The 18,778-nt window shown below is 60.5% G+C and carries 17 protein-coding genes; 8 read left to right on the forward strand and 9 right to left on the reverse strand.

Going from position 1 to position 18,778, the window contains the following annotated elements:
- Positions 1–87 precede the first annotated feature (87 nt).
- The gene (locus BMX27_RS13645; RefSeq protein WP_090160373.1) at positions 88–522 is read right to left on the reverse strand and encodes a DUF4864 domain-containing protein; all 435 of its coding nucleotides are present in this window, start codon (positions 520–522) and stop codon (positions 88–90) included.
- A gap of 62 nt (positions 523–584) precedes the next feature.
- Positions 585–2,165 (reverse strand): lysine--tRNA ligase, encoded by a 1,581-nt coding sequence (locus BMX27_RS13650; RefSeq protein WP_090160375.1) that lies wholly within the window; start codon positions 2,163–2,165, stop codon positions 585–587.
- A gap of 111 nt (positions 2,166–2,276) precedes the next feature.
- Between BMX27_RS13650 and BMX27_RS13655 the strand changes: the two genes are divergently transcribed.
- Positions 2,277–2,693 (forward strand): tellurite resistance TerB family protein, encoded by a 417-nt coding sequence (locus BMX27_RS13655; protein WP_056036141.1) that lies wholly within the window; start codon positions 2,277–2,279, stop codon positions 2,691–2,693.
- Between the two features lie 50 nt (positions 2,694–2,743).
- Here BMX27_RS13655 and BMX27_RS13660 read toward each other — a convergent pair whose 3' ends face one another.
- The 3 genes from BMX27_RS13660 to BMX27_RS13670 all read right to left on the reverse strand — a co-directional run bounded on the left by BMX27_RS13660 (position 2,744) and on the right by BMX27_RS13670 (position 5,300).
- The gene (locus tag BMX27_RS13660; protein ID WP_090160379.1) at positions 2,744–2,995 is read right to left on the reverse strand and encodes a hypothetical protein; all 252 of its coding nucleotides are present in this window, start codon (positions 2,993–2,995) and stop codon (positions 2,744–2,746) included.
- Between the two features lie 130 nt (positions 2,996–3,125).
- Entirely contained in the window at positions 3,126–4,649 is a 1,524-nt protein-coding gene (dacB, locus tag BMX27_RS13665) for a D-alanyl-D-alanine carboxypeptidase/D-alanyl-D-alanine endopeptidase (protein WP_090160380.1), read from the reverse strand.
- A gap of 9 nt (positions 4,650–4,658) precedes the next feature.
- The gene (locus BMX27_RS13670; RefSeq protein ID WP_256212560.1) at positions 4,659–5,300 is read right to left on the reverse strand and encodes a nicotinate-nucleotide adenylyltransferase; all 642 of its coding nucleotides are present in this window, start codon (positions 5,298–5,300) and stop codon (positions 4,659–4,661) included.
- A 141-nt stretch (positions 5,301–5,441) separates the two neighbouring features.
- On the opposite strand from BMX27_RS13670, the gene ettA reads away from it, so the two are divergent.
- From ettA to BMX27_RS13685, 3 genes are all read left to right on the forward strand, one after another.
- Positions 5,442–7,097: an energy-dependent translational throttle protein EttA gene (ettA, locus tag BMX27_RS13675; RefSeq protein WP_090160384.1), complete on the forward strand. Its 1,656-nt coding sequence runs from the start codon at positions 5,442–5,444 to the stop codon at positions 7,095–7,097.
- 365 nt (positions 7,098–7,462) lie between these two features.
- Positions 7,463–7,669 (forward strand): cold-shock protein, encoded by a 207-nt coding sequence (locus BMX27_RS13680; protein WP_056036158.1) that lies wholly within the window; start codon positions 7,463–7,465, stop codon positions 7,667–7,669.
- Positions 7,670–7,881: 212 nt separating this feature from the next.
- Positions 7,882–8,091, forward strand: coding sequence for a cold-shock protein (locus BMX27_RS13685; protein ID WP_056036161.1), 210 nt, complete (start codon positions 7,882–7,884; stop codon positions 8,089–8,091).
- Positions 8,092–8,117: 26 nt separating this feature from the next.
- Here BMX27_RS13685 and BMX27_RS13690 read toward each other — a convergent pair whose 3' ends face one another.
- The gene (locus BMX27_RS13690) at positions 8,118–8,723 is read right to left on the reverse strand and encodes an arylesterase (protein WP_256212562.1); all 606 of its coding nucleotides are present in this window, start codon (positions 8,721–8,723) and stop codon (positions 8,118–8,120) included.
- A 70-nt stretch (positions 8,724–8,793) separates the two neighbouring features.
- Between BMX27_RS13690 and BMX27_RS13695 the strand changes: the two genes are divergently transcribed.
- Positions 8,794–9,465, forward strand: coding sequence for an ABC transporter ATP-binding protein (locus tag BMX27_RS13695; RefSeq protein WP_090160388.1), 672 nt, complete (start codon positions 8,794–8,796; stop codon positions 9,463–9,465).
- Entirely contained in the window at positions 9,462–11,978 is a 2,517-nt protein-coding gene (locus BMX27_RS13700; RefSeq protein WP_090160390.1) for an ABC transporter permease, read from the forward strand. The genes BMX27_RS13695 and BMX27_RS13700 overlap by 4 nt, the downstream gene beginning before the upstream one ends.
- A 56-nt stretch (positions 11,979–12,034) precedes the next feature.
- Here the strand turns inward: BMX27_RS13700 and gltX are convergent, their stop codons facing one another.
- The 3 genes from gltX to BMX27_RS13715 all read right to left on the reverse strand — a co-directional run bounded on the left by gltX (position 12,035) and on the right by BMX27_RS13715 (position 16,655).
- The gene (gene gltX, locus BMX27_RS13705) at positions 12,035–13,360 is read right to left on the reverse strand and encodes a glutamate--tRNA ligase (RefSeq protein WP_090160392.1); all 1,326 of its coding nucleotides are present in this window, start codon (positions 13,358–13,360) and stop codon (positions 12,035–12,037) included.
- A 32-nt stretch (positions 13,361–13,392) separates the two neighbouring features.
- Positions 13,393–14,841, reverse strand: a complete 1,449-nt coding sequence (locus BMX27_RS13710) for a DHA2 family efflux MFS transporter permease subunit (RefSeq protein ID WP_090160395.1) — start codon at positions 14,839–14,841, stop codon at positions 13,393–13,395.
- Positions 14,842–14,996: 155 nt separating this feature from the next.
- Entirely contained in the window at positions 14,997–16,655 is a 1,659-nt protein-coding gene (locus BMX27_RS13715; RefSeq protein ID WP_090160397.1) for an NAD+ synthase, read from the reverse strand.
- Between the two features lie 131 nt (positions 16,656–16,786).
- Between BMX27_RS13715 and BMX27_RS13720 the strand changes: the two genes are divergently transcribed.
- Both BMX27_RS13720 and BMX27_RS13725 read left to right on the forward strand, forming a co-directional pair.
- Complete coding sequence (locus BMX27_RS13720) at positions 16,787–18,238, forward strand: MORN repeat-containing protein (RefSeq protein ID WP_090160398.1); 1,452 nt, start codon at positions 16,787–16,789, stop codon at positions 18,236–18,238.
- 9 nt (positions 18,239–18,247) lie between these two features.
- The gene (locus BMX27_RS13725; protein WP_090160399.1) at positions 18,248–18,757 is read left to right on the forward strand and encodes a GNAT family N-acetyltransferase; all 510 of its coding nucleotides are present in this window, start codon (positions 18,248–18,250) and stop codon (positions 18,755–18,757) included.
- The last annotated feature ends 21 nt before the right edge of the window (positions 18,758–18,778 follow it).

Genomic DNA, 18,778 nt, shown 5'->3' on the forward strand with positions numbered 1-18,778 from the left:
AAGCCGGATCGACCCGGTCGTCACGCAGGCAATAGGTTATGGGACGTTAATCAGACCCGTGGGGACCGCACGCACAAGCGGCAACACTCAGACCCCGACATCGGGCAGCGGCAGCACGGACACGCCGTCGATCTTCCACGCACCGTCAATCTGTATCATCGCGTATTCCAGCATGTGCAGCCCGCCCGATGCATCCTGTATCATCACCTGTTGCAGGATGCGGGCCCCCAGATCTTGCTGGGCGACAAAACGCGATGACGAATTGTTCCAGACCATCGGATAGCCTTGGCTGACCATACGGCCAAAGTTCTCAGGCCCGCCGAACAGACGCTGGATCATGGGACTGGCATAGGTGAATGCCAGATCGACATCGCGGTCGCGCAATGCATCCAATTGGTTAGTAATGACATCCTCGATGCCCTGCACAGCGGTCACAGGTGCCTCGGATGGGGCCGCAACCTGTGCCTGCACAGGCCCGGCCAACGCACCAACCACCAAAATTGCCATCAATTCAACTCGCATGTCATTCCCCCGTGTCCATTATCAAATCAGACACGGTGGAAATCGCCAAAGGGTTTCGTCTGTCAGACTTGCTGCAAATCGCCGCGCAAAGCAGCTTCTATCAGAGCGATTGTCTCATCCACACCATAAAGCGCGATGAAACCGCCGAAACGTGGTCCCTGACTGGCACCCAGCAAAATCTCGTACAGTGCCGTAAACCAGTCGCGCAGCGGGTCGAACCCATGCGCCTTGCCAACCGCAAAAACCTCGGATTGCAATCCTTCGGCGTCCAGACCGCCGTCCCATTGGCGCAAACGCTGTACCAGATCGTCCAACGCCGCTTCTTCACGCTCATCTGGTGCGCGATAGACTTTCTTGGGTTTGACGAAATCATTGTAGTACTGCACCGCGAACCCGGCTGCCTGATCCAGTTGCGGATGCGTTGCGGCGCTTGCCTCCGGCGCATAGCGCTGGATAAAGCCCCATAGCGTTTCCTTGTCCTCTGCGCCCGACACGCTGGCCAGATTCAGCAACATGGAAAACGGCACCACCATATCGGACGCGGGCACGTTATGCCCGTGAATATGGAACACCGGATTGTTCAGGCGCGCAGCCTCATCCTGATCGGCATAGGCCCGCAACTGCTGGTGATATTCATCAACCGCCTTGGGGATCACATCGAAATGCATCCGCTTTGCGGTCTTGGGCTTGAGGTACATGAAATAGCTCAGTGTTTCAGTCGCCGCATAGGTCAGCCACTCGTCGATGGTCAGGCCGTTGCCACTGGTCTTGGAAATCTTGTGGCCCTGGTCGTCCAGAAACAGCTCGTAGGTGAAATGCTCGGGCGCGCGTCCGCCCAAGACCCGGCAAATCCCGTCATAGATCGGCGTGTTGGCGGCGTGATCCTTGCCGTACATCTCGAAATCGACATCCAGCGCAGCCCAGCGCGCGCCAAAATCGGGCTTCCACTGCAATTTCACATTTCCGCCCGTGACGGGCAAAGTAACATCAGTGCCGTCCTCGTCAGCAAAGGTAATCATGCCATCCGGCGTCACCTCTTTCATCGGGACATACAAAACGCGCCCGGTCGCCGGGCTGATCGGCAGAAAGATCGAGTAGGTTTCCCGACGCTCTTCTCGCAGGGACTTCAGCATGATCTTCATGATGTCGTCATAGCGCGCGGCGCTGCGCAGCAGGATCTCGTCCATCTTGCCGGACTGGTAATATTCCGTCGAACTGGCGAATTCGTATTCGAAACCAAAGGTATCGAGAAAATTGTTCAATCGCGCGTTCATGTGCGCGCCAAAGCTGCCATGCGTTCCGAACGGGTCGGGCACGGCAGTCAGTGGACGCTGCATGTAGGGTTCCAAAGCCGCAGGATCCGGGACATTGCCGGGGATCTTGCGCATCCCGTCCATGTCATCGGAAAAACACAGCAACTTTGTCGGGATGTCGCTGATGACCTCAAAGGCACGACGCACCATTGTTGTCCGGCCCACTTCTCCGAACGTGCCAATGTGCGGCAGACCGGACGGCCCATAGCCTGTCTCGAACAGGACATAACCTTTTTCAGGGTCCTTTTTTTCGTACCGTTTGAGCACACGGCGTGCCTCTTCGAACGGCCAGGCCTTCGATGTCATTGCAGCGTCACGGAATGTGCTCATGGTTGGTCTCTCTTGTAGTCACAGCGGGTTGCGGTGATGCAGGCGCCTCACTATTGCGAGGGGGGCTTGGCGTCAATAAATGCCAATCACACGCATTCGAAAGGGGATAACATGTCAGCCGATACGATGACCGCGCAGGACGCGCTGGCCGCCCTCATGATCGCTGTCTCGGCGTCGGATGCAAACATCCAGACGTCCGAATTGATCAAGATCAACAGCGCAATCAACAATCTGCCTGTTTTCTCGGGTTTCGATGCAGAACGGCTGCCGCGACTGACGCAGACCGTTTTCGACCTGCTGGACCAAGAAGACGGCCTGGAGGCTTTGTTTGGGCTGATACGCGACGCCCTGCCGGAACGGCTTTATGAAACGGCCTATGCCTTGTCATGCGATGTTGCGGCTGCCGACGGCGCGATCGGTGAAACAGAAACCCGCATGCTCGAGGAAATTCGCTATGAGCTGGCGCTGGACCGTCTGCATGCGGCTGCAATCGAACGTGGCGCGCGTGCACGGCACATGACCCTCTAGACGAAAAAGGCCCGGTCACTGACCGGGCCTTTTGCATCAGGTTGTAAGGTTTAGTTGCCGGTTGTCTCGGCTTCTTCCTCTTCGGGGGACTGAACGTCCAGTGTCGGCACTTCAACGGTCGTGCTGTCGACTTCGACGTCACCCATTTCGACGTCAGCTTCGGGCAACTGGCCGCCTTCCACACTGACATCGACGTCAGGCAGCTGGCCTTCCTGGGTCTGTTCAACGTCAACCATGAAAAACAGCAGATAGACGACCACGACCAGAACGATTGCGGCGATAATACCAAGTACGGCTTTCATTTTTTCTTCCTTAATTTCTACGGCGACAAATTGTCGCTCTCTTCACCAATCGAACGGCAAAGGGACGCGATTGGTTCCGCGTCTTTTCAATTAAGTTTTTGGACCGGACGTATCGGGGTCCCGGATTTGATCAGCCGGTCATGTCTCCGAGGATCAGCCACCGTTGCAGTAGCTTCTGCTGCAGTCGTTTTGCCCGACCGTTGTATGCGGCCGTCCCGGCTGGCGCTTCATCCAGCGACGACTTGGACTGCTCGCGTGCCTCTGGGTCATGGGAAAAGATCGCGAAACTCAGCGACCGGCCTTGCGCAGTGGTCACGTATCCAGCCAGCGCGGAAACAAAATTCAACGTCCCTGTCTTGGCGCGAACGGTCCCTGAAAACCCGTCCAGCGCGCGGCGACTGTCATCGACCATCACCACTTCGCGCATCAGCGGCTCCAGCGTGGATTTCACACCAGTGCCCCGCAGGAACGCAACCATTTCGGCAGCGCTGATTTCATTCTGATCCGTCAAACCGGAATGATCCGCAAACCGCGCGACAGCGCCGGTCCGGTCAGCGACCCATTGCGCCATTTGGTCGGCTGACAGGCGCATCGACAGTGGTGCCCCCTGACGCGCAGCGGTGGCCGTCATGCCCAGCACCTCGGCCGTCAGGTTCGTCGAAAACCGCATCATGCCACGCGCAACATCTTCCAGCTTTTCGCTTTCATGCACGGCCAGATTCGCACCCTCGGGCTGCTTATCTGTCAGCGCGCCCCTTGGCAGCAAGATCCCGGACCCGGCGGCCAGCACCTGAAACACCTCAGCCGCGTAGATCGCAGGAAACCGGACCGGCAGCCACCGCGACCCTGACCCGCCCAACGCCCGGCGCGCCACTGTCCAATCGTCGAAATCAGCACCCTCTGCGTAGGTATATATCGGCGAAGACCGATCCACGACCCGCATGCGCGCCGCGGTCACAGGCGGGCGCAGGCTGTCGCTGCGCGCATCCATCGTGATGTCATATCCGCTCGCGGTGCGCGCCCACTCGAACATCACGCGGTTAAAATTCAGGTTCAGGCCACCCAAGGACGGATTGTAACTGAGTTGGTCCAACTGGCCAGGTTCGATTTCCTTGACCCCTGGCAATGCGCCATCCCAGACCAGAAAACGACCGTCGATCCCCGTGATACCCGCCGCCACCAATTGTGCGACCAGACCTGCCAGGTCATCGGTCGCCAGGGTCGGGTCGCCACCACCCGCCAGGATCAGGTCACCCTTCAAGACGCCCTCAACGATTGGCCCTGTCCCGATCACACGGGTACCAAATCGGTAGTCTGCACCAAGCGTCTCGACGGCATAAAGCGCGGAAATTGCCTTGGTCACGCTGGCAGGCGGCCGTGCAGTGTCAGGATCGACCGCCTCGAGGACCTGCCCCGTTGCAGCGTCAGCGATAACAAACCCGGTCTGCCCGTCCAGACCAGCCTCGCGGATCAGGTCGGCTGCCGTGCTGCGCAACATCGGCCGCGCAGACAACAGCGCCTCGCCCTGAATTTGCGCATCCGGCCGCACAACAGGCCGCAGGGTTTGGGTCGGAGCAGCGAATGCGGCACCGGCCCCTCCGGCCAGCAGCGATGCAATCAAGGCGCGACGCGTCAGATGAGATCTAGTTGTCATGCGAAGTAACTAGCCACCTTTGACGACAGCGGGCAACACGCTGCCGGTCACTTCCGCGCCAGACGCCCGCGCACGGATTGCAGATGACGAAAGGCGCATCATCGGCATGTTGACAAAACACCATGCCGGGACGTCCTTGTACGGCAGCCCATGTGATGCATTCGCAGGAATCCGCGCCGACTGATAGATTCGTGCAGCCTTGCTCAGACGGGCTGAAATGCGATCACCCGGCCGCGCCAGCACACCAACCGGCACATGATCCATGATCCAGCGCCAGTCCTGCCACTGATCGAACTGCGCCAGATTGTCGGCCCCCATCAACCACACGAAACGCACGCCCGGATATCGCGCGATCAACCTGCGCAAGGTCTGGGCGGTGAAACGCGTCTGCATGCGCGCTTCCAGTGCCGTGATCCTGACCCGTGGATGCTGCATCAAGGCCCGAGCCTGCTCGACCCGCTGCGACAAAGGCGCAGGACCATGCTGTTTCAGCGGATTACCCGGACTGACCAGCCACCAGACCTGATCCAGCCCGAACCGCATGAGCGCTTGGCGCGTCAGATGCGCGTGTCCGGCATGGGCGGGATCGAACGATCCGCCCAGCAAACCGATGCGCTGCCCACTGCGCGCGACTGGCCAACCCTGCCTCACAAACGCCCTCTCTCTTGCAGCAACCGGTAAATCGAAATGCAAACCCCGTGACAAGATCAACCGCACGCGTCTTTGATTGCCCCGCCGCCCCCTGACAGGTAAGACGATGCCAAATTTACACATCCAAAACGCGGTGCACACATGGCCAGCTATCAGTTCGTTTACTTTATGGACGGCGTGTCCAAAACCTATCCCGGCGGGAAAAAGGTATTTGAAAACATCCGCCTGAACTTTCTCCCCGGTGTGAAAATCGGTGTCGTCGGGGTCAACGGCACCGGTAAATCGACGCTGATGCGCATCATGGCAGGCCAGGACAAGGACTTCGCAGGCGAGGCATGGGCCGCCGAAGGTGCACGCGTCGGCTATCTGCCGCAGGAACCCGAACTCGACCCGAACCTGACTGTCCGCGAAAACGTCATGCTGGGCGTCGCGGAAAAAAAGGCAGTTCTGGACAAGTACAACGAGCTTGCGATGAACTACTCCGACGAAACCGCTGACGAGATGGCGAAGCTGCAAGACGAGATCGACGCGCAGAATCTCTGGGACCTTGACGCCCAGATCGACGTCAGCATGGAGGCCCTGCGCTGCCCCCCCGACGACGCCGATGTCACCACCCTGTCTGGCGGTGAGAAACGCCGTGTCGCGCTGTGCAAACTCCTGCTCGAAGCCCCCGACATGCTGCTGCTGGACGAACCGACCAACCACCTCGACGCCGAAACCATCGCTTGGCTCCAGCAGCACCTGATCGACTACAAGGGCACGATTCTGATCGTCACCCACGACCGCTATTTCCTCGACGCAATCACAGGCTGGATTCTGGAACTCGACCGCGGTTCGGGCATCCCGCACGAAGGCAACTATTCCAGCTGGCTGGAAGCCAAGGCCAAGCGTCTGGAAAAAGAGGCAAAAGAGGACAAGTCCAAGCAAAAGACGCTGGAACGCGAACTCGAATGGATGCGCCAGGGTGCCAAGGCGCGTCAGGCCAAGTCCAAGGCCCGCATCAGCGCCTACAACGACCTTGCCAACCAATCAGAGCGTGAACAGATGGGCCGCGCCCAGATCATCATACCCAACGGTCCGCGCCTTGGGTCCAAGGTGATCGAGGTCGAGAACCTGAAAAAAGGAATGGGCGACAAGCTGCTGGTCGAGGGTCTCTCCTTCGATTTGCCCCCCGGCGGCATCGTCGGCGTGATCGGTCCCAACGGTGCCGGTAAATCCACGCTCTTCTCGATGCTGACAGGTCAGCTGGAACCCGACGAAGGCTCCGTCACCTACGGCGACACGGTCAAACTGTCCTACGTTGATCAGTCGCGTGATGCGTTGTCACCAGATGCCACCGTGTGGGAGGAAATCACCGGCGGCGCCGAGATCATCGCGCTGGGCGACGCCCAGATGAACTCCCGCGCTTATTGCTCGGCCTTCAATTTCAAGGGCGGCGACCAGCAGAAAAAAGTCGGCCTGCTGTCAGGCGGTGAACGCAACCGCGTCCACATGGCAAAACTGCTGAAATCCGGCGGCAATGTCCTGCTTCTCGACGAACCAACCAACGACCTCGACGTCGAAACCCTGCGTGCGCTCGAGGACGCCCTGTCCAACTTTGCCGGTTGCGCCGTGATCATCAGCCACGACCGTTTCTTCCTCGACCGCCTCTGCACCCACATCCTCGCCTTCGAGGGTGACGCCCACGTCGAATGGTTCCAAGGCAACTTCGAGGATTACGAAGAAGACAAGAAGCGCCGCCTTGGCGCCGACGCGATGGAGCCCAAGCGGATGAAACACAAGAAGTTCACCCGCTAAGCAAAACACGACCAGATGTGACCTGCGACCTGCGCACACCCGCGCGGTCGCAGGTCACATATTCAAATCCCGCGGGACGCCGTGGGCTGCCACAGCGGTGTCACGCGAAAAGCGGGCCACGATCTAGCCCTGATGTATTATGTGTGTTCGGATCATACCTTGGCCACTGTCGGGCCAGATGCGCAAAGAAATGCCGCCTCCAACACAACCCTTGCTTTTGCGGGCAAACTGCCCCATACGCTTCCGTGCAGACGTTACCATCTCGACCCCACTGTTCTCCTTCATACGGCGACAGCGCTCTCGATGCACTGACTACGCCACCCCGTCGCAATCCTGTGGGCGGATACTTATGAAGGAATATTCACATGGCTACTGGCACCGTGAAATGGTTCAACGCAACCAAAGGCTTCGGCTTCATCGCTCCCGATGGCGGCTCCAAGGACGTTTTCGTCCACATCTCCGCTGTTGAGCGGTCCGGCCTGAACGGCCTGAACGACGACCAGAAGGTCACGTTCGACATCGAAGCTGGCCGCGACGGCCGCGAATCGGCTGTGAACCTGGCGCTGGCATAAGCGTTCAGAACAGTGGGATGCGCGCCTAACGCGCATCCCGACCGGCCCAAACCCTGCCGAAATCGGGTTCCCCCCAAAAAATTGTTGATTTAGCGCCGGCACCCCACATACTCGGTGATGCTACGTTACTTCTGTCGACCTCGTTCGAACCAGCTCTGACGGGCCGGGCTGCTGCACGTCCGCGAGCGGCGATTGACATAAGGAACGACAACATGGCCACTGGCACTGTGAAATGGTTTAACACGACCAAGGGGTACGGATTTATCGCACCCGATGGTGGCTCCAAGGATATTTTCGTCCACATCTCTGCAGTCGAACGCTCTGGCCTGACGGGCCTTGCCGACAATCAAAAGGTCAGCTTTGACATCGAAGCAGGACGCGACGGACGCGAAAGCGCCGTAAACCTGTCGCTCGCAGACTAATGCAGGGTGCCCCGCAGGGCACCTGATCACTCCGGGGCCAGGCTTTCTGCGAATTCCAGAATGGCTGGTCCCATCTCATCGACAATCATGCTCACGCCGTGGGCGTTCGGGTGGTTTCCATCCGGTTGCAGTGCATCAGTGTCGATGCCGTCGCCGCCCTGTATCGCCGCGAACCAGTCAGGAAAGAGCGGGACGGCCCGCGATTCGGCCAGATCTTCATACATTCCGTTGAAATCAGCGCGGTAGTCGGGCCCGTAGTTGCTTCCCGCCTGGATTCCGACCAACATTGCAGGCACGTCACGCGCTGCCGCCCCTTCCAGGATCGCGTCCAGATTGGCCCGCGAAACAGCAGGATCAAGTCCACGCAGGAAATCGTTGCCGCCCAGCGCCACGATGACCCCATCCACATCCGGCGTCAGCGTCCAGTCCAGCCGGGACAAACCGCCTGCCGTGGTATCGCCTGACACGCCAGCGTTGATCAACGTTACATCGGCCCCCTGTTCATCCAGCCATGCCTGCATTTGTGGCACAAACCCCTCTGCGGTGGGCAATCCGTATCCTGCCGTCAGACTGTCGCCCAATGCGGCGATGGTGATCGGCTCTGCCAGAACCGGTGTGGCCAAAAAGCACATGATCGCGGCGTTGCGGATAGACCGCGCCGCCCCATATCCACTAGAAGACCAACGCAGAAAGCTGCCCCACATGTCCGAACCTGTTCTTTCGTTGTCCAATGTTTCACTTTCGCTCGACGGAAATGCAGGCAAGGTCGACATCCTCCACGACATCTCGCTCGACGTCTCAAGCGGTGAGACGCTGGGCCTGATCGGTCCAAGTGGTTCTGGCAAATCGTCGCTCCTCATGGTGATGGGTGGCCTCGAACAGGCCACCGCCGGTCGTATCACGGCCCTTGATGCGCAACTGACCAACATGTCAGAGGATCAACTGGCCCGGTTCCGTCGCAATAATATGGGTGTGGTGTTCCAGTCTTTCCACCTGATCCCGACAATGACCGCATTGGAAAACGTGGCGACGCCCCTCGAACTGGCCGGTGTGTCTGATGCATTCGACCGCGCGCAGGCCGAACTGGTCGCGGTGGGGCTGGAAACACGCATGAACCACTATCCATCACAATTGTCCGGTGGCGAACAGCAGCGCGTGGCCCTCGCCCGTGCATCCGCCCCGCGGCCCCGCATCCTTCTTGCGGATGAACCGACGGGCAATCTTGATGCCACTACCGGTGCCGCGATCATCGACCTGTTGTTCGGACTGCGCGATCGCCACGGTGCGACGTTGATCATGGTCACCCATGCACCCGATCTGGCGGACCGCTGCGACCGTGTCATTCCGCTGCGCGATGGACGGCTGTCAGTATGAGCTTGCCACTTGCGATACGTTTTGCCCGCCGTGAACTGCGCGGCGGTCTGCGCGGATTTCGTGTCTTTCTTGCCTGTCTCGCGTTGGGTGTTGCGGCCATCGCCGCCGTTGGCACCGTCCGCGCAGGGATCGAGGCAGGTCTGGCCGAACAGGGTGCAGCCCTGCTGGGTGGCGACGCCGAAGCAACGCTGACCTATCGCTTTGCCACCGATGAAGAACGCGCCTTTTTTGACAGCATCGCGACGCAGGTGTCGGAAACCGCTGATTTCCGGTCCATGGCCGTTGTGGGGGACGATCGCGCGCTGACGCAGATCCGTGCTGTAGACGCGGCCTATCCGCTGATCGGCAGCGTCACACTGGACCCGCCCATTCCGCTGGCAGAGGCGCTGGCAGGTGACGACATGCGCCCCGGTGGGGTCATGGAACGTGTCCTGGCTGACCGTCTGGGCCTGTCGCCCGGCGACACCTTTCGGCTTGGAACCCAGGAATTCGTCTTTACCGCTGTGCTGGACAGCTATCCCGACAACGGCAGCGGTGGTTTTTCACTTGGGCCGCGCAGCATCGTTCTGATAGACAGCCTTGCTGATGCTGGCCTGCTTGCGCAGGGAACGCTGTTCGACACCGATTATCGCATGCTTTTGCCCGTCGGGGCCGACCTTGCTGCCCTCGAAACGCAGGCCGAAAGCCGGTTCCGCGATACTGGCCTGCGATGGCGTGACAGCCGCAACGGGGCTGGCGGCACCGCGCGTTTTGTCGACCGCATCGGTGCGTTTCTGATCCTGATCGGCCTGTCGGGCCTCGCCGTGGGTGGTGTCGGTGTCAGCTCTGCCGTGCGCGCCTATCTGGGTGGCAAAACCGGAACCATTGCCACGCTCAAGACGCTGGGCGCGACACGTGGTACGATCTTCCTGACCTATTTTCTGCAAATCGGGGCGCTGACCTTGCTGGGCATTGCAATCGGTCTGGTGCTGGGCGGCGGCATTCCCCTGATGCTTGCCCCGCTGATCGAGGCATCCCTGCCGGTGCCCGCGGATTTCACCGTCGCCCCTGCCCCATTGGCCGAGGCCGCCATCTATGGCGTCCTTGCCGCACTGATATTCACCCTCTGGCCGCTGGCACGTACCGAACAGATCCGCGCAGCAACCCTGTTCCGGGACGCCTTTGCCAGCGGAAGTGCCCTGCCGCGCTGGCCGTATCTCGTGGCAACGGTCGCGCTGGTGGCACTCTTGCTTGGCCTTGCGATCCTGTTTTCCGGTACGGCCTGGCTGACGCTTTGGACGGCTGGCGGCATTTTTGGCGCGCTCTTGCTGCTGGTCCTCGCCGCTGCTGTGATCCGTTGGATCGCCCGCCGTTTGCGCGTTGTCTCGCGCGGCAGGCCTGCCCTGCGCGCAGCCCTCGCCAGTATCGGTGCACGCGGCGGAGAAAGCACTTCTGTCGTGTTGTCCCTCGGGCTTGGATTGTCAGTGCTGGCAGCGATCGGGCAGATCGACGGCAACCTCCGGCAGGCCTTCAATTCGGATCTTCCGGAAATCGCACCCAGCTATTTCTTTGTAGATATCCAACCTGACCAGATCGATGGTTTTCGTGCGCAGCTGGCCGACAACCCGGCGGTCAGCCAGGTCGATACCGCCCCCATGCTGCGCGGCATAATCACCCGCATCAACGATGTCCCTGCCGAAGAGTTCGCCGATGGCCATTGGGTTGTGCGCGGCGACCGCGGCATCACCTACGCGGGTGCCATGCCGGACGGAACGACCGTGACCGCAGGCGAATGGTGGCCGGACGACTACGCTGGCACGCCGCAAATCAGCTTTGCCGCCGAAGAGGCCGCTGAAATCGGCCTGCAACTGGGCGACACCATGACGGTCAACGTGCTGGGCCGCGACATTACCGGCACCGTCACCAGTTTCCGAGAGGTCTCATGGGAGGACGCCGGCATCGGCTTTGTCCTCGCCATGAACGAAACGGCGCTGGCCGGTGCGCCACACAGCTGGATTTCGACAGTTTATGCGACCCCGGAATCAGAGGCACCGATCCTGCGCGACTTGGCGAACGCCTATCCCAACATCACGGCAATCCGCATTCGTGACGCGATCGACCGTGTTGCCGTACTGGTCGAAGGCATTACCGCTGCGACCCGTTATGGCGCACTTGCCACCTTGATCACCGGATTCCTCGTGCTGATCGGCGCGGCTGCCGCTGGCGAACGGGCCCGCACATTCGAGGCCGCGGTTCTGAAAACGATCGGGGCATCGCGGGCGACGATCCTTCTCAGCTTTGCGCTCCGGTCGGCCCTTCTGGGCTTGTCTGCCGGCGTCGTGGCACTCGCCGCAGGAATCCTCGGTGGCTGGGCCGTACAAACCTTCATCATGGAAAACGACTATACCGTGATCTGGTCGAACGCATTCTGGATCGTGGGCGGCGGGATCGCGGTGTCGCTCGCGGCGGGTCTGGGATTTGCCATACGCCCACTTTGGGCGCGCCCCGCGCGCGTGCTGCGCGCCCGCGAATGATCCATGAAAAAGCCGCCCTGACAACAGGGCGGCTTTTCCGATGTCCATTCGCGATCCTAAAGTGTCGGTTTTTTCTGTAGCAGTGGCATCACATCAGCCATTTCCGGGCCGCGTGCCTGCCCTGTCACCGCCAATCGCAGCGGCATGAACAGTTGTTTGCCCTTGCGGCCCGTCGCATCCTTGACCCGGCCTGTCCAATCAGACCACGTGTCCGCCGCGTAGGGCGGATCGCCCAGCAGATCAAAAGCCTGCGCTGCGAAATCGCGATCCTCGTCAGCGACTACCGCAGTGCCACCGTCGCGGAACAGATCCCACCAGGGGGCCACGTCATCCAGTTTGGTCACATTGCCTTTGACGGCATGCCAGAACGCGGGTTGCAGGTCGGCAGGCACACCGGCGGCATCCAGCGTGTCAGCCACATCACCGGCCTCCAACCGTGCCAGATGGCGGGCGGTCAGCGGCCAAAGATCCTCGAAATCGAATTTCGTCGGGGCTGAACCAAAGGTCCCGATATCGAACCCCTTCACCACATCATCGATGCCGTCCACCAGCACCACTGGCTGCGATGATCCCAGACGTGCCATCAGTGACAACACCGCCTCGGCCGCGATGCCCTGCTCGCGCAGATCGCGCAGCGCCAGCGTTCCCAGACGTTTTGACAGCGCCTCGCCCTGCGGTCCTGTCAACAGGCTATGATGCGCAAAGCGTGGCACAGTGCCGCCCAGGGCCCGCATGATCTGGATCTGCGTCGCGGTATTCGTTACGTGGTCGGACCCACGCACGATATCGGTGATATTCATGTCAACGTCATCGACCGGCGAGGCAAAGGTATAAAGGATCTGGCCCGTTTCCTTGATCAGGACCGGATCACTGACCGACGTGCAATCAATGCTGATCGGCCCCATGATGCCATCGTCCCATTCGACCCGTTCAAGATCCAGCTTGAATCGCCAGTGCGGCCGGCGTCCCTCATCACGGTAGGCCTGTTTCTGCGCCTCCGTCAGCGACAGCGCCGCGCGGTCGTAGACCGGCGGTTTACCCATGTTCAGCTGTTTCTTGCGCTTGAGGTCCAGTTCGACGGGGGTTTCAAAACATTCGTACAACCGCCCGTCAGCGATCAGCTGGTCGCGCGCCGCGTTATAGCGTTCCAGCCGGTCGGATTGCGCGACGGTATCGTCCCAATTGATGCCCAGCCAGGTCAGGACATCGCGCACGCCTTCCTTGTATTCCGGCTTGGATCGTTCCTGATCCGTATCATCGATCCGCAGTATGAATGTGCCACCATTTTGCCGCGCGATGGCATAGTTGAACAAGGCGGCGCGCAGGTTGCCGATGTGCAGCCAACCAGTCGGCGACGGTGCGAAACGGGTAATCGTGGTCATGTCAGACGTCCTCTTGCGTTGCGCTCCGTCTGTCACGCAGCCACCGTATTGTCCAGTTTGGCTTGTTCTCCCTTGGGCAGCTGCCAGACAAAGACTGCGACACAGGCAAAGGTGAAGGTGGAAAACCACAGCGCATGGGTCAGCGCTGTCGAATAATCGGCCACGCCATCGCCGTTACGACCCAGGTAGCCAAAGAACAGCTGCCCCATGACGGCCAAACCCAAGGCTCCGCCGATCTGCTGAAACGATTGCAGCGCGCCAGAGGCAGACCCGGTATCGCCGTCGCGGACCTGCGCCAGCACGATGTTGAACATTGGCGAAATCGCCGTCCCCAGCCCCATACCACCGATCAGCAACGGCAGGATCAACGCCCCCCGGCGCAAGGTTTCCCCGGCCTGCGGCATGACGAACGGCAGCATCAGCACACAGCTGACCAGCAGCAACCCGCCCAGCGAAATCCGCAATTTGGGCACCCGGTTTCCCAACCGTCCGGCCATCCCCGAGGCAAGCAGCACACCGATCGAGAACGGCATCGTCGTCAGCCCCGATTCCAGCGGCGTCAGCCCATTGCCGACCTGCAACAGAATGGCGAGCACGAAAAAGAACCCCGGCACCCCGGAAAACAGCATCATCACCAGAAAGGAACCGACGACATAGCTGCGGTTCCGAAACAAGGCGACCGGCAACAGCTGCGCCTGGCCACGCGATGCCCGGAAACGCTGCCACCAAACGAACACCCCTGTCAGCGGCAAGGCCCCCAGCAGCATCCCGAAAATCCACACAGGCCAGCCCAGCTGGCGGCCTTCGATCAGCGGAAACAACACGCAAAACAGCGCAAGCGCCGCAATCGCGACGCCCACCAGGTCAATGCGCAATCCCTTTTCACCTGCAAGGTTCGGCACATACCGCAGTGTCGCCAGCACTGCGATGATGCCCACGGGCACATTCACCAGAAAAATCGGGCGCCATTCCAGCCCCCAGATATCGGCCCCGATCAGCACGCCGCCCAGAACCGGTCCCGACACGCTGGCCAGTCCCGCAGAAAGTCCGAACAGCGCAAAGGCCAGACCCCGTTCCTTGGGTGCGAACAGCGCGGGAACGATGGCAAGCGTCTGCGGAATCATCATCGCGCCACCGATCCCTTGCAGGACGCGCGCGCCGATCAGTCCTTCGATGGATGGTGCCATGCCACACAAGGCTGACCCGATCGTGAACACGCAAACGCCACTCACGAACATCCGTCGCCTTCCGAACCGGTCGCCCAACCGCCCCATCGGCAGCAGCAGCAGCGCAAACGTCAGGATGTAGACAGCGACAACCCATTCAATTTCGCTGTCTGTCGCATCAAAGGCGGCGGCCAGCGAGGGGATTGCCACATTGACGATCGTCACATCCATCAGGTTCATGAAACTGGCCACCAGCAACGCGGCCATCGCGATCCAACGCCCTCTGAGCGGTTCGTCATCATCCGTGCGGTTCATCGGGCTCAGCCTTGTTGTTGCGCACGTTACCTAGAACGGCGAACGGAACAGTCACGGATGATGAAGCGCATATCCACGGTGACGGCGGTTTCGCAGCAAGAGCCTGCCGAGCCGCAGGCCGCTTGGCCGCAGGGCCCAAGGCGTACCAATATCTCTCAACTGTTGTCGCGCCAACGGTTCACGATGGGATAGCGACGGTCCAGCCAGAACGCGCGTTTGGACAATCGCGTCCCGGGCGCAGACTGGAACCGCTTGTATTCGCTGATGTAAATCAGATGCTCGATTTTTTTCACAACCGCCCGGTCGTGGCCTGCTGCGACGCAATCCGCGACCGACTGTTCTTCGTCGACCAGGCGGAACAGGATATCGTCCAGCACCGGATAGGGCGGCAGGCTGTCCTCGTCCTTTTGATCGGGGCGCAATTCCGCGCTTGGTGGCTTGTCGATGATGGCAACCGGGATCACCTCGCCTGCCGGGGCCATCATCCAAGGACGATGATTGGCATTGCGCCAGCGGCAGATGTCGAACACCCGTGTCTTGTACAGGTCCTTGATCGGGTTGTAGCCACCCGACATGTCGCCGTAGATCGTCGCATATCCGACCGCGACCTCGGATTTGTTGCCCGTCGTCAGCAGCATCTCTCCGAATTTGTTCGATTGCGCCATCAACAACAGCCCCCGCAAGCGAGACTGGATGTTTTCCTCGGTCAGATCCGCATCCAGACCGTCAAACAGATGCGCCAACGCCTGATCCACGGCACGCACAGGTTCCTTGATGCTGACGGTATCCAGCTTGCAGCCCAGCGCGTGGGCGCATGCTGCCGCGTCGTCCAACGAAGCTTGCGAAGTATATTCCGACGGCAGCATCACGCAGCGCACGTTGTCAGCGCCCAGCGCGTCGGCGGCGATGGTCGCGACAATTGCGGAATCGACTCCGCCCGACAAACCCAGCAGCACTTTCTTGAACCCTGTCTTGCGGCAATAGTCCCGCAGCGACAGCACCATGGCATGATAGTCCTGTTCCAGACTTTCGGGCAAATGGGCCTTTGCACCGTCCAGAACCCGCCAGCCGTCATCGGTGCGTTCCAGATCGACATGCGCAATCGCATCTTCGAACACCGGCAATTGCATGGCAAGCTGACCGCCGGGGTTCAACACAAACGACCCGCCGTCGAACACCTGATCGTCCTGCGCGCCCAGCAGGTTCAGATAGATCAGCGGCACATCGTTTTCGACGACACGGGCCACCATGTTGTTCAGCCGTACTTCGAATTTGTCGCGGAAATATGGGCTTCCGTTAGGCACCAGCAGCACCTCTGCCCCACTTTCGACCTGCGCCTCGGCCACATCGGGATACCAGGCATCTTCGCAAATCGGTGTGCCGATCCGCGGGCCCGTCGTCGCAAATGGCCCTTGGATTTCACCGCGGTTGAACAGGCGTACTTCGTCGAACACGTTGAAATTCGGCAGAAAATGTTTGTCCGCCCGACCAATGATCGCCCCGCCCTTCAGCATGTAGTAACTGTTGTGCAGCCGGACACCGTCCAGCGCGGGACCGCCAATCGCAAGCGTCGGTCCATCCGCGCAACGCCGCGCCAGGGCTTCGATTTCGGCCACGGCAGCCAGGATGAAACCGGACCGTCGGATCATGTCCTGCGTCTGGTAGCCCGTGATGAACATCTCGGGCAGCGCCACCAGATCGGCACCCGCCGCCTTGCCCTGTTCCCATGCGCCAAATGCCAGTTCGGCGTTGCCGGACAGGTCACCCACCGTGGGATTCAACTGCGCGATCGTGATGCGGTAGGTATCGGTCATGCGGCCTCTTTCGTTTGTGATCCAGATAGCAGAAATGCCGCAAAGGGAAAGCCGCCCATGCCCGCCCTGCCCCGTTGTCACGTCAGCGCGCATTCTTTAGGTTGCCAGCAAAAGAGCAATTGAGGTTTTTCATGACGCGCATCGCCACGGCAGCTTTGATGGTTCTGGCCCTGACGGGTGTCGCATACGCGCAAGCCGTCGAAACCAAGCAATACGATGACGGCGGCGTCTACGAAGGCGCGTTCCTGAACGGCAAACAGCACGGTCAGGGCACCTACAGGTTGCCAAACGGCTATGAATATTCCGGCGAATGGGTCCAGGGCGAGATTTCTGGCAGCGGCCGCGCCGTTTTCCCCAACGGCTCGATCTACGAGGGCACATTTGCCGCAGGCAAACCTGATGGCACGGGCCGCATCGCTTTTGCCGATGGTGGGACCTACGAGGGCGACTGGTTGGCCGGTAACATGACCGGACGCGGCATTGCGACCTACGCCAACGGCGTCGTCTACGAAGGCGAATTTCGCAACGCGATGCATCATGGCACCGGGACGATGCGGAACCCCGACGGCTATGTCTACACGGGCAACTGGATCAATGGCGTCAAAGAGGGCGAAGGCACCATAACCTACGCGGACGGCGCGACCTACACAGGCACGCTCAAGGCCGGGACCCGTGACGGGGTCGGCACACTGACCCTGCCCGATGGGCTGACCTATAGCGGGACCTGGGTGGATGGCCAGATCGAGGGTGAGGGCACGCTAACACAGGCCAATGGCGACACCTACACCGGCACATTGGTTGCAGGACGCCGCAACGGCCAGGGCCGGGTCGTCTATGCCAATGGCGACACCTACGAGGGCGGCTTTGTCGACGACAAACGCCACGGCACCGGCACCTTTATCGCAACAGACGGCTATCGCTATACTGGCGACTGGGTCGCGGGTCAGATCCAGGGCGAGGGCGAAGTCGTCTATCCTGACGGGGCCATCTACACAGGCAGCTTTGCCGCCGATCTGGCGGACGGCACAGGCCGTATCGTCTACGCCGATGGATCATCCTACGAAGGCGAATGGTCCAATGGTGTGATTGATGGCCGTGGTACAGCGACTTATGCCAACGGCATGATCTACGAAGGCACGTTCAGCAACGCCAAGAACGATGGCCAGGGGACGATGACCTACCCCGATGGCTACGTCTATACGGGCGGCTGGTCTGACGGTCAGCGTGACGGGACCGGCACCGCCACCTACGCGGACGGCACCGTCTACGAAGGCAGTTTCAAGGCCGGTCAGCGCCACGGCACGGGCACGATCACCCTGCCAGATGGGTTCACCTACACGGGCGATTGGTCAGAAGGCGAGATGTCGGGCACGGGTGTCGCCACGTATGCCAACGGCGATATCTACGAGGGCAGCTTTGTCCGGGGCCGCCGCGAGGGGCCGGGCGTGATGCGTTACGCCAGTGGCCAGGAAACATCCGGCGAATGGGCGGACGGTGCGATCCTGATGCCCGACAATGCGCAAACCGAGACCGTGCCTGCCGAACCGGACGCCTCACCTGCCCCGGTCGATCCAGTCGAGTAACCCTGACTGATGCTGCCGATCACAACCAAAAGGCTGATCCTGCGGCGGATGACACCGCAAGACATACCGGCGCTTCAGCGTATCGGTGGCGATCCGCGCGTCGCACCCAATCTGTTTTCCGTTACATCGCCCTGGCCTGCGGAGGCGGTGGAACACTGGATCGAAACAAGTCAATTTGCCGATCGGCTAGGCTTTCGCCTCGGCATTGCGCTGCGTGAAAGACCTGACGAACTGATCGGCACGGTCGGTATCGGTGGCGCACCTGTTTCGGTTAGTTATTTCGTCGACCTCGCCCGCAATGATCAGGGATTTGCCACAGAAGCGGCAGGCGCGCTGCTGGAATTCTGCCGCAACACATTTCAGCTTCGCACGGTCACGGCTGACTATTATTGCGACAACCCTGCATCCGGGCGCGTTTTGGAAAAACTGGGATTTGTCCACGTGGGGCAGGACGTTGGCACATCGCCTGCACGGGCGGGTCCGGCCCCGATCACCCTGATGCGATTGGACTTGCCCTGATCCGCTGGTTGCACTGGCGGG

It is taken from the genome of Loktanella sp. DSM 29012, from assembly GCF_900110705.1.
Taxonomy (GTDB): Bacteria; Pseudomonadota; Alphaproteobacteria; order Rhodobacterales; family Rhodobacteraceae; genus Loktanella; species Loktanella gaetbuli.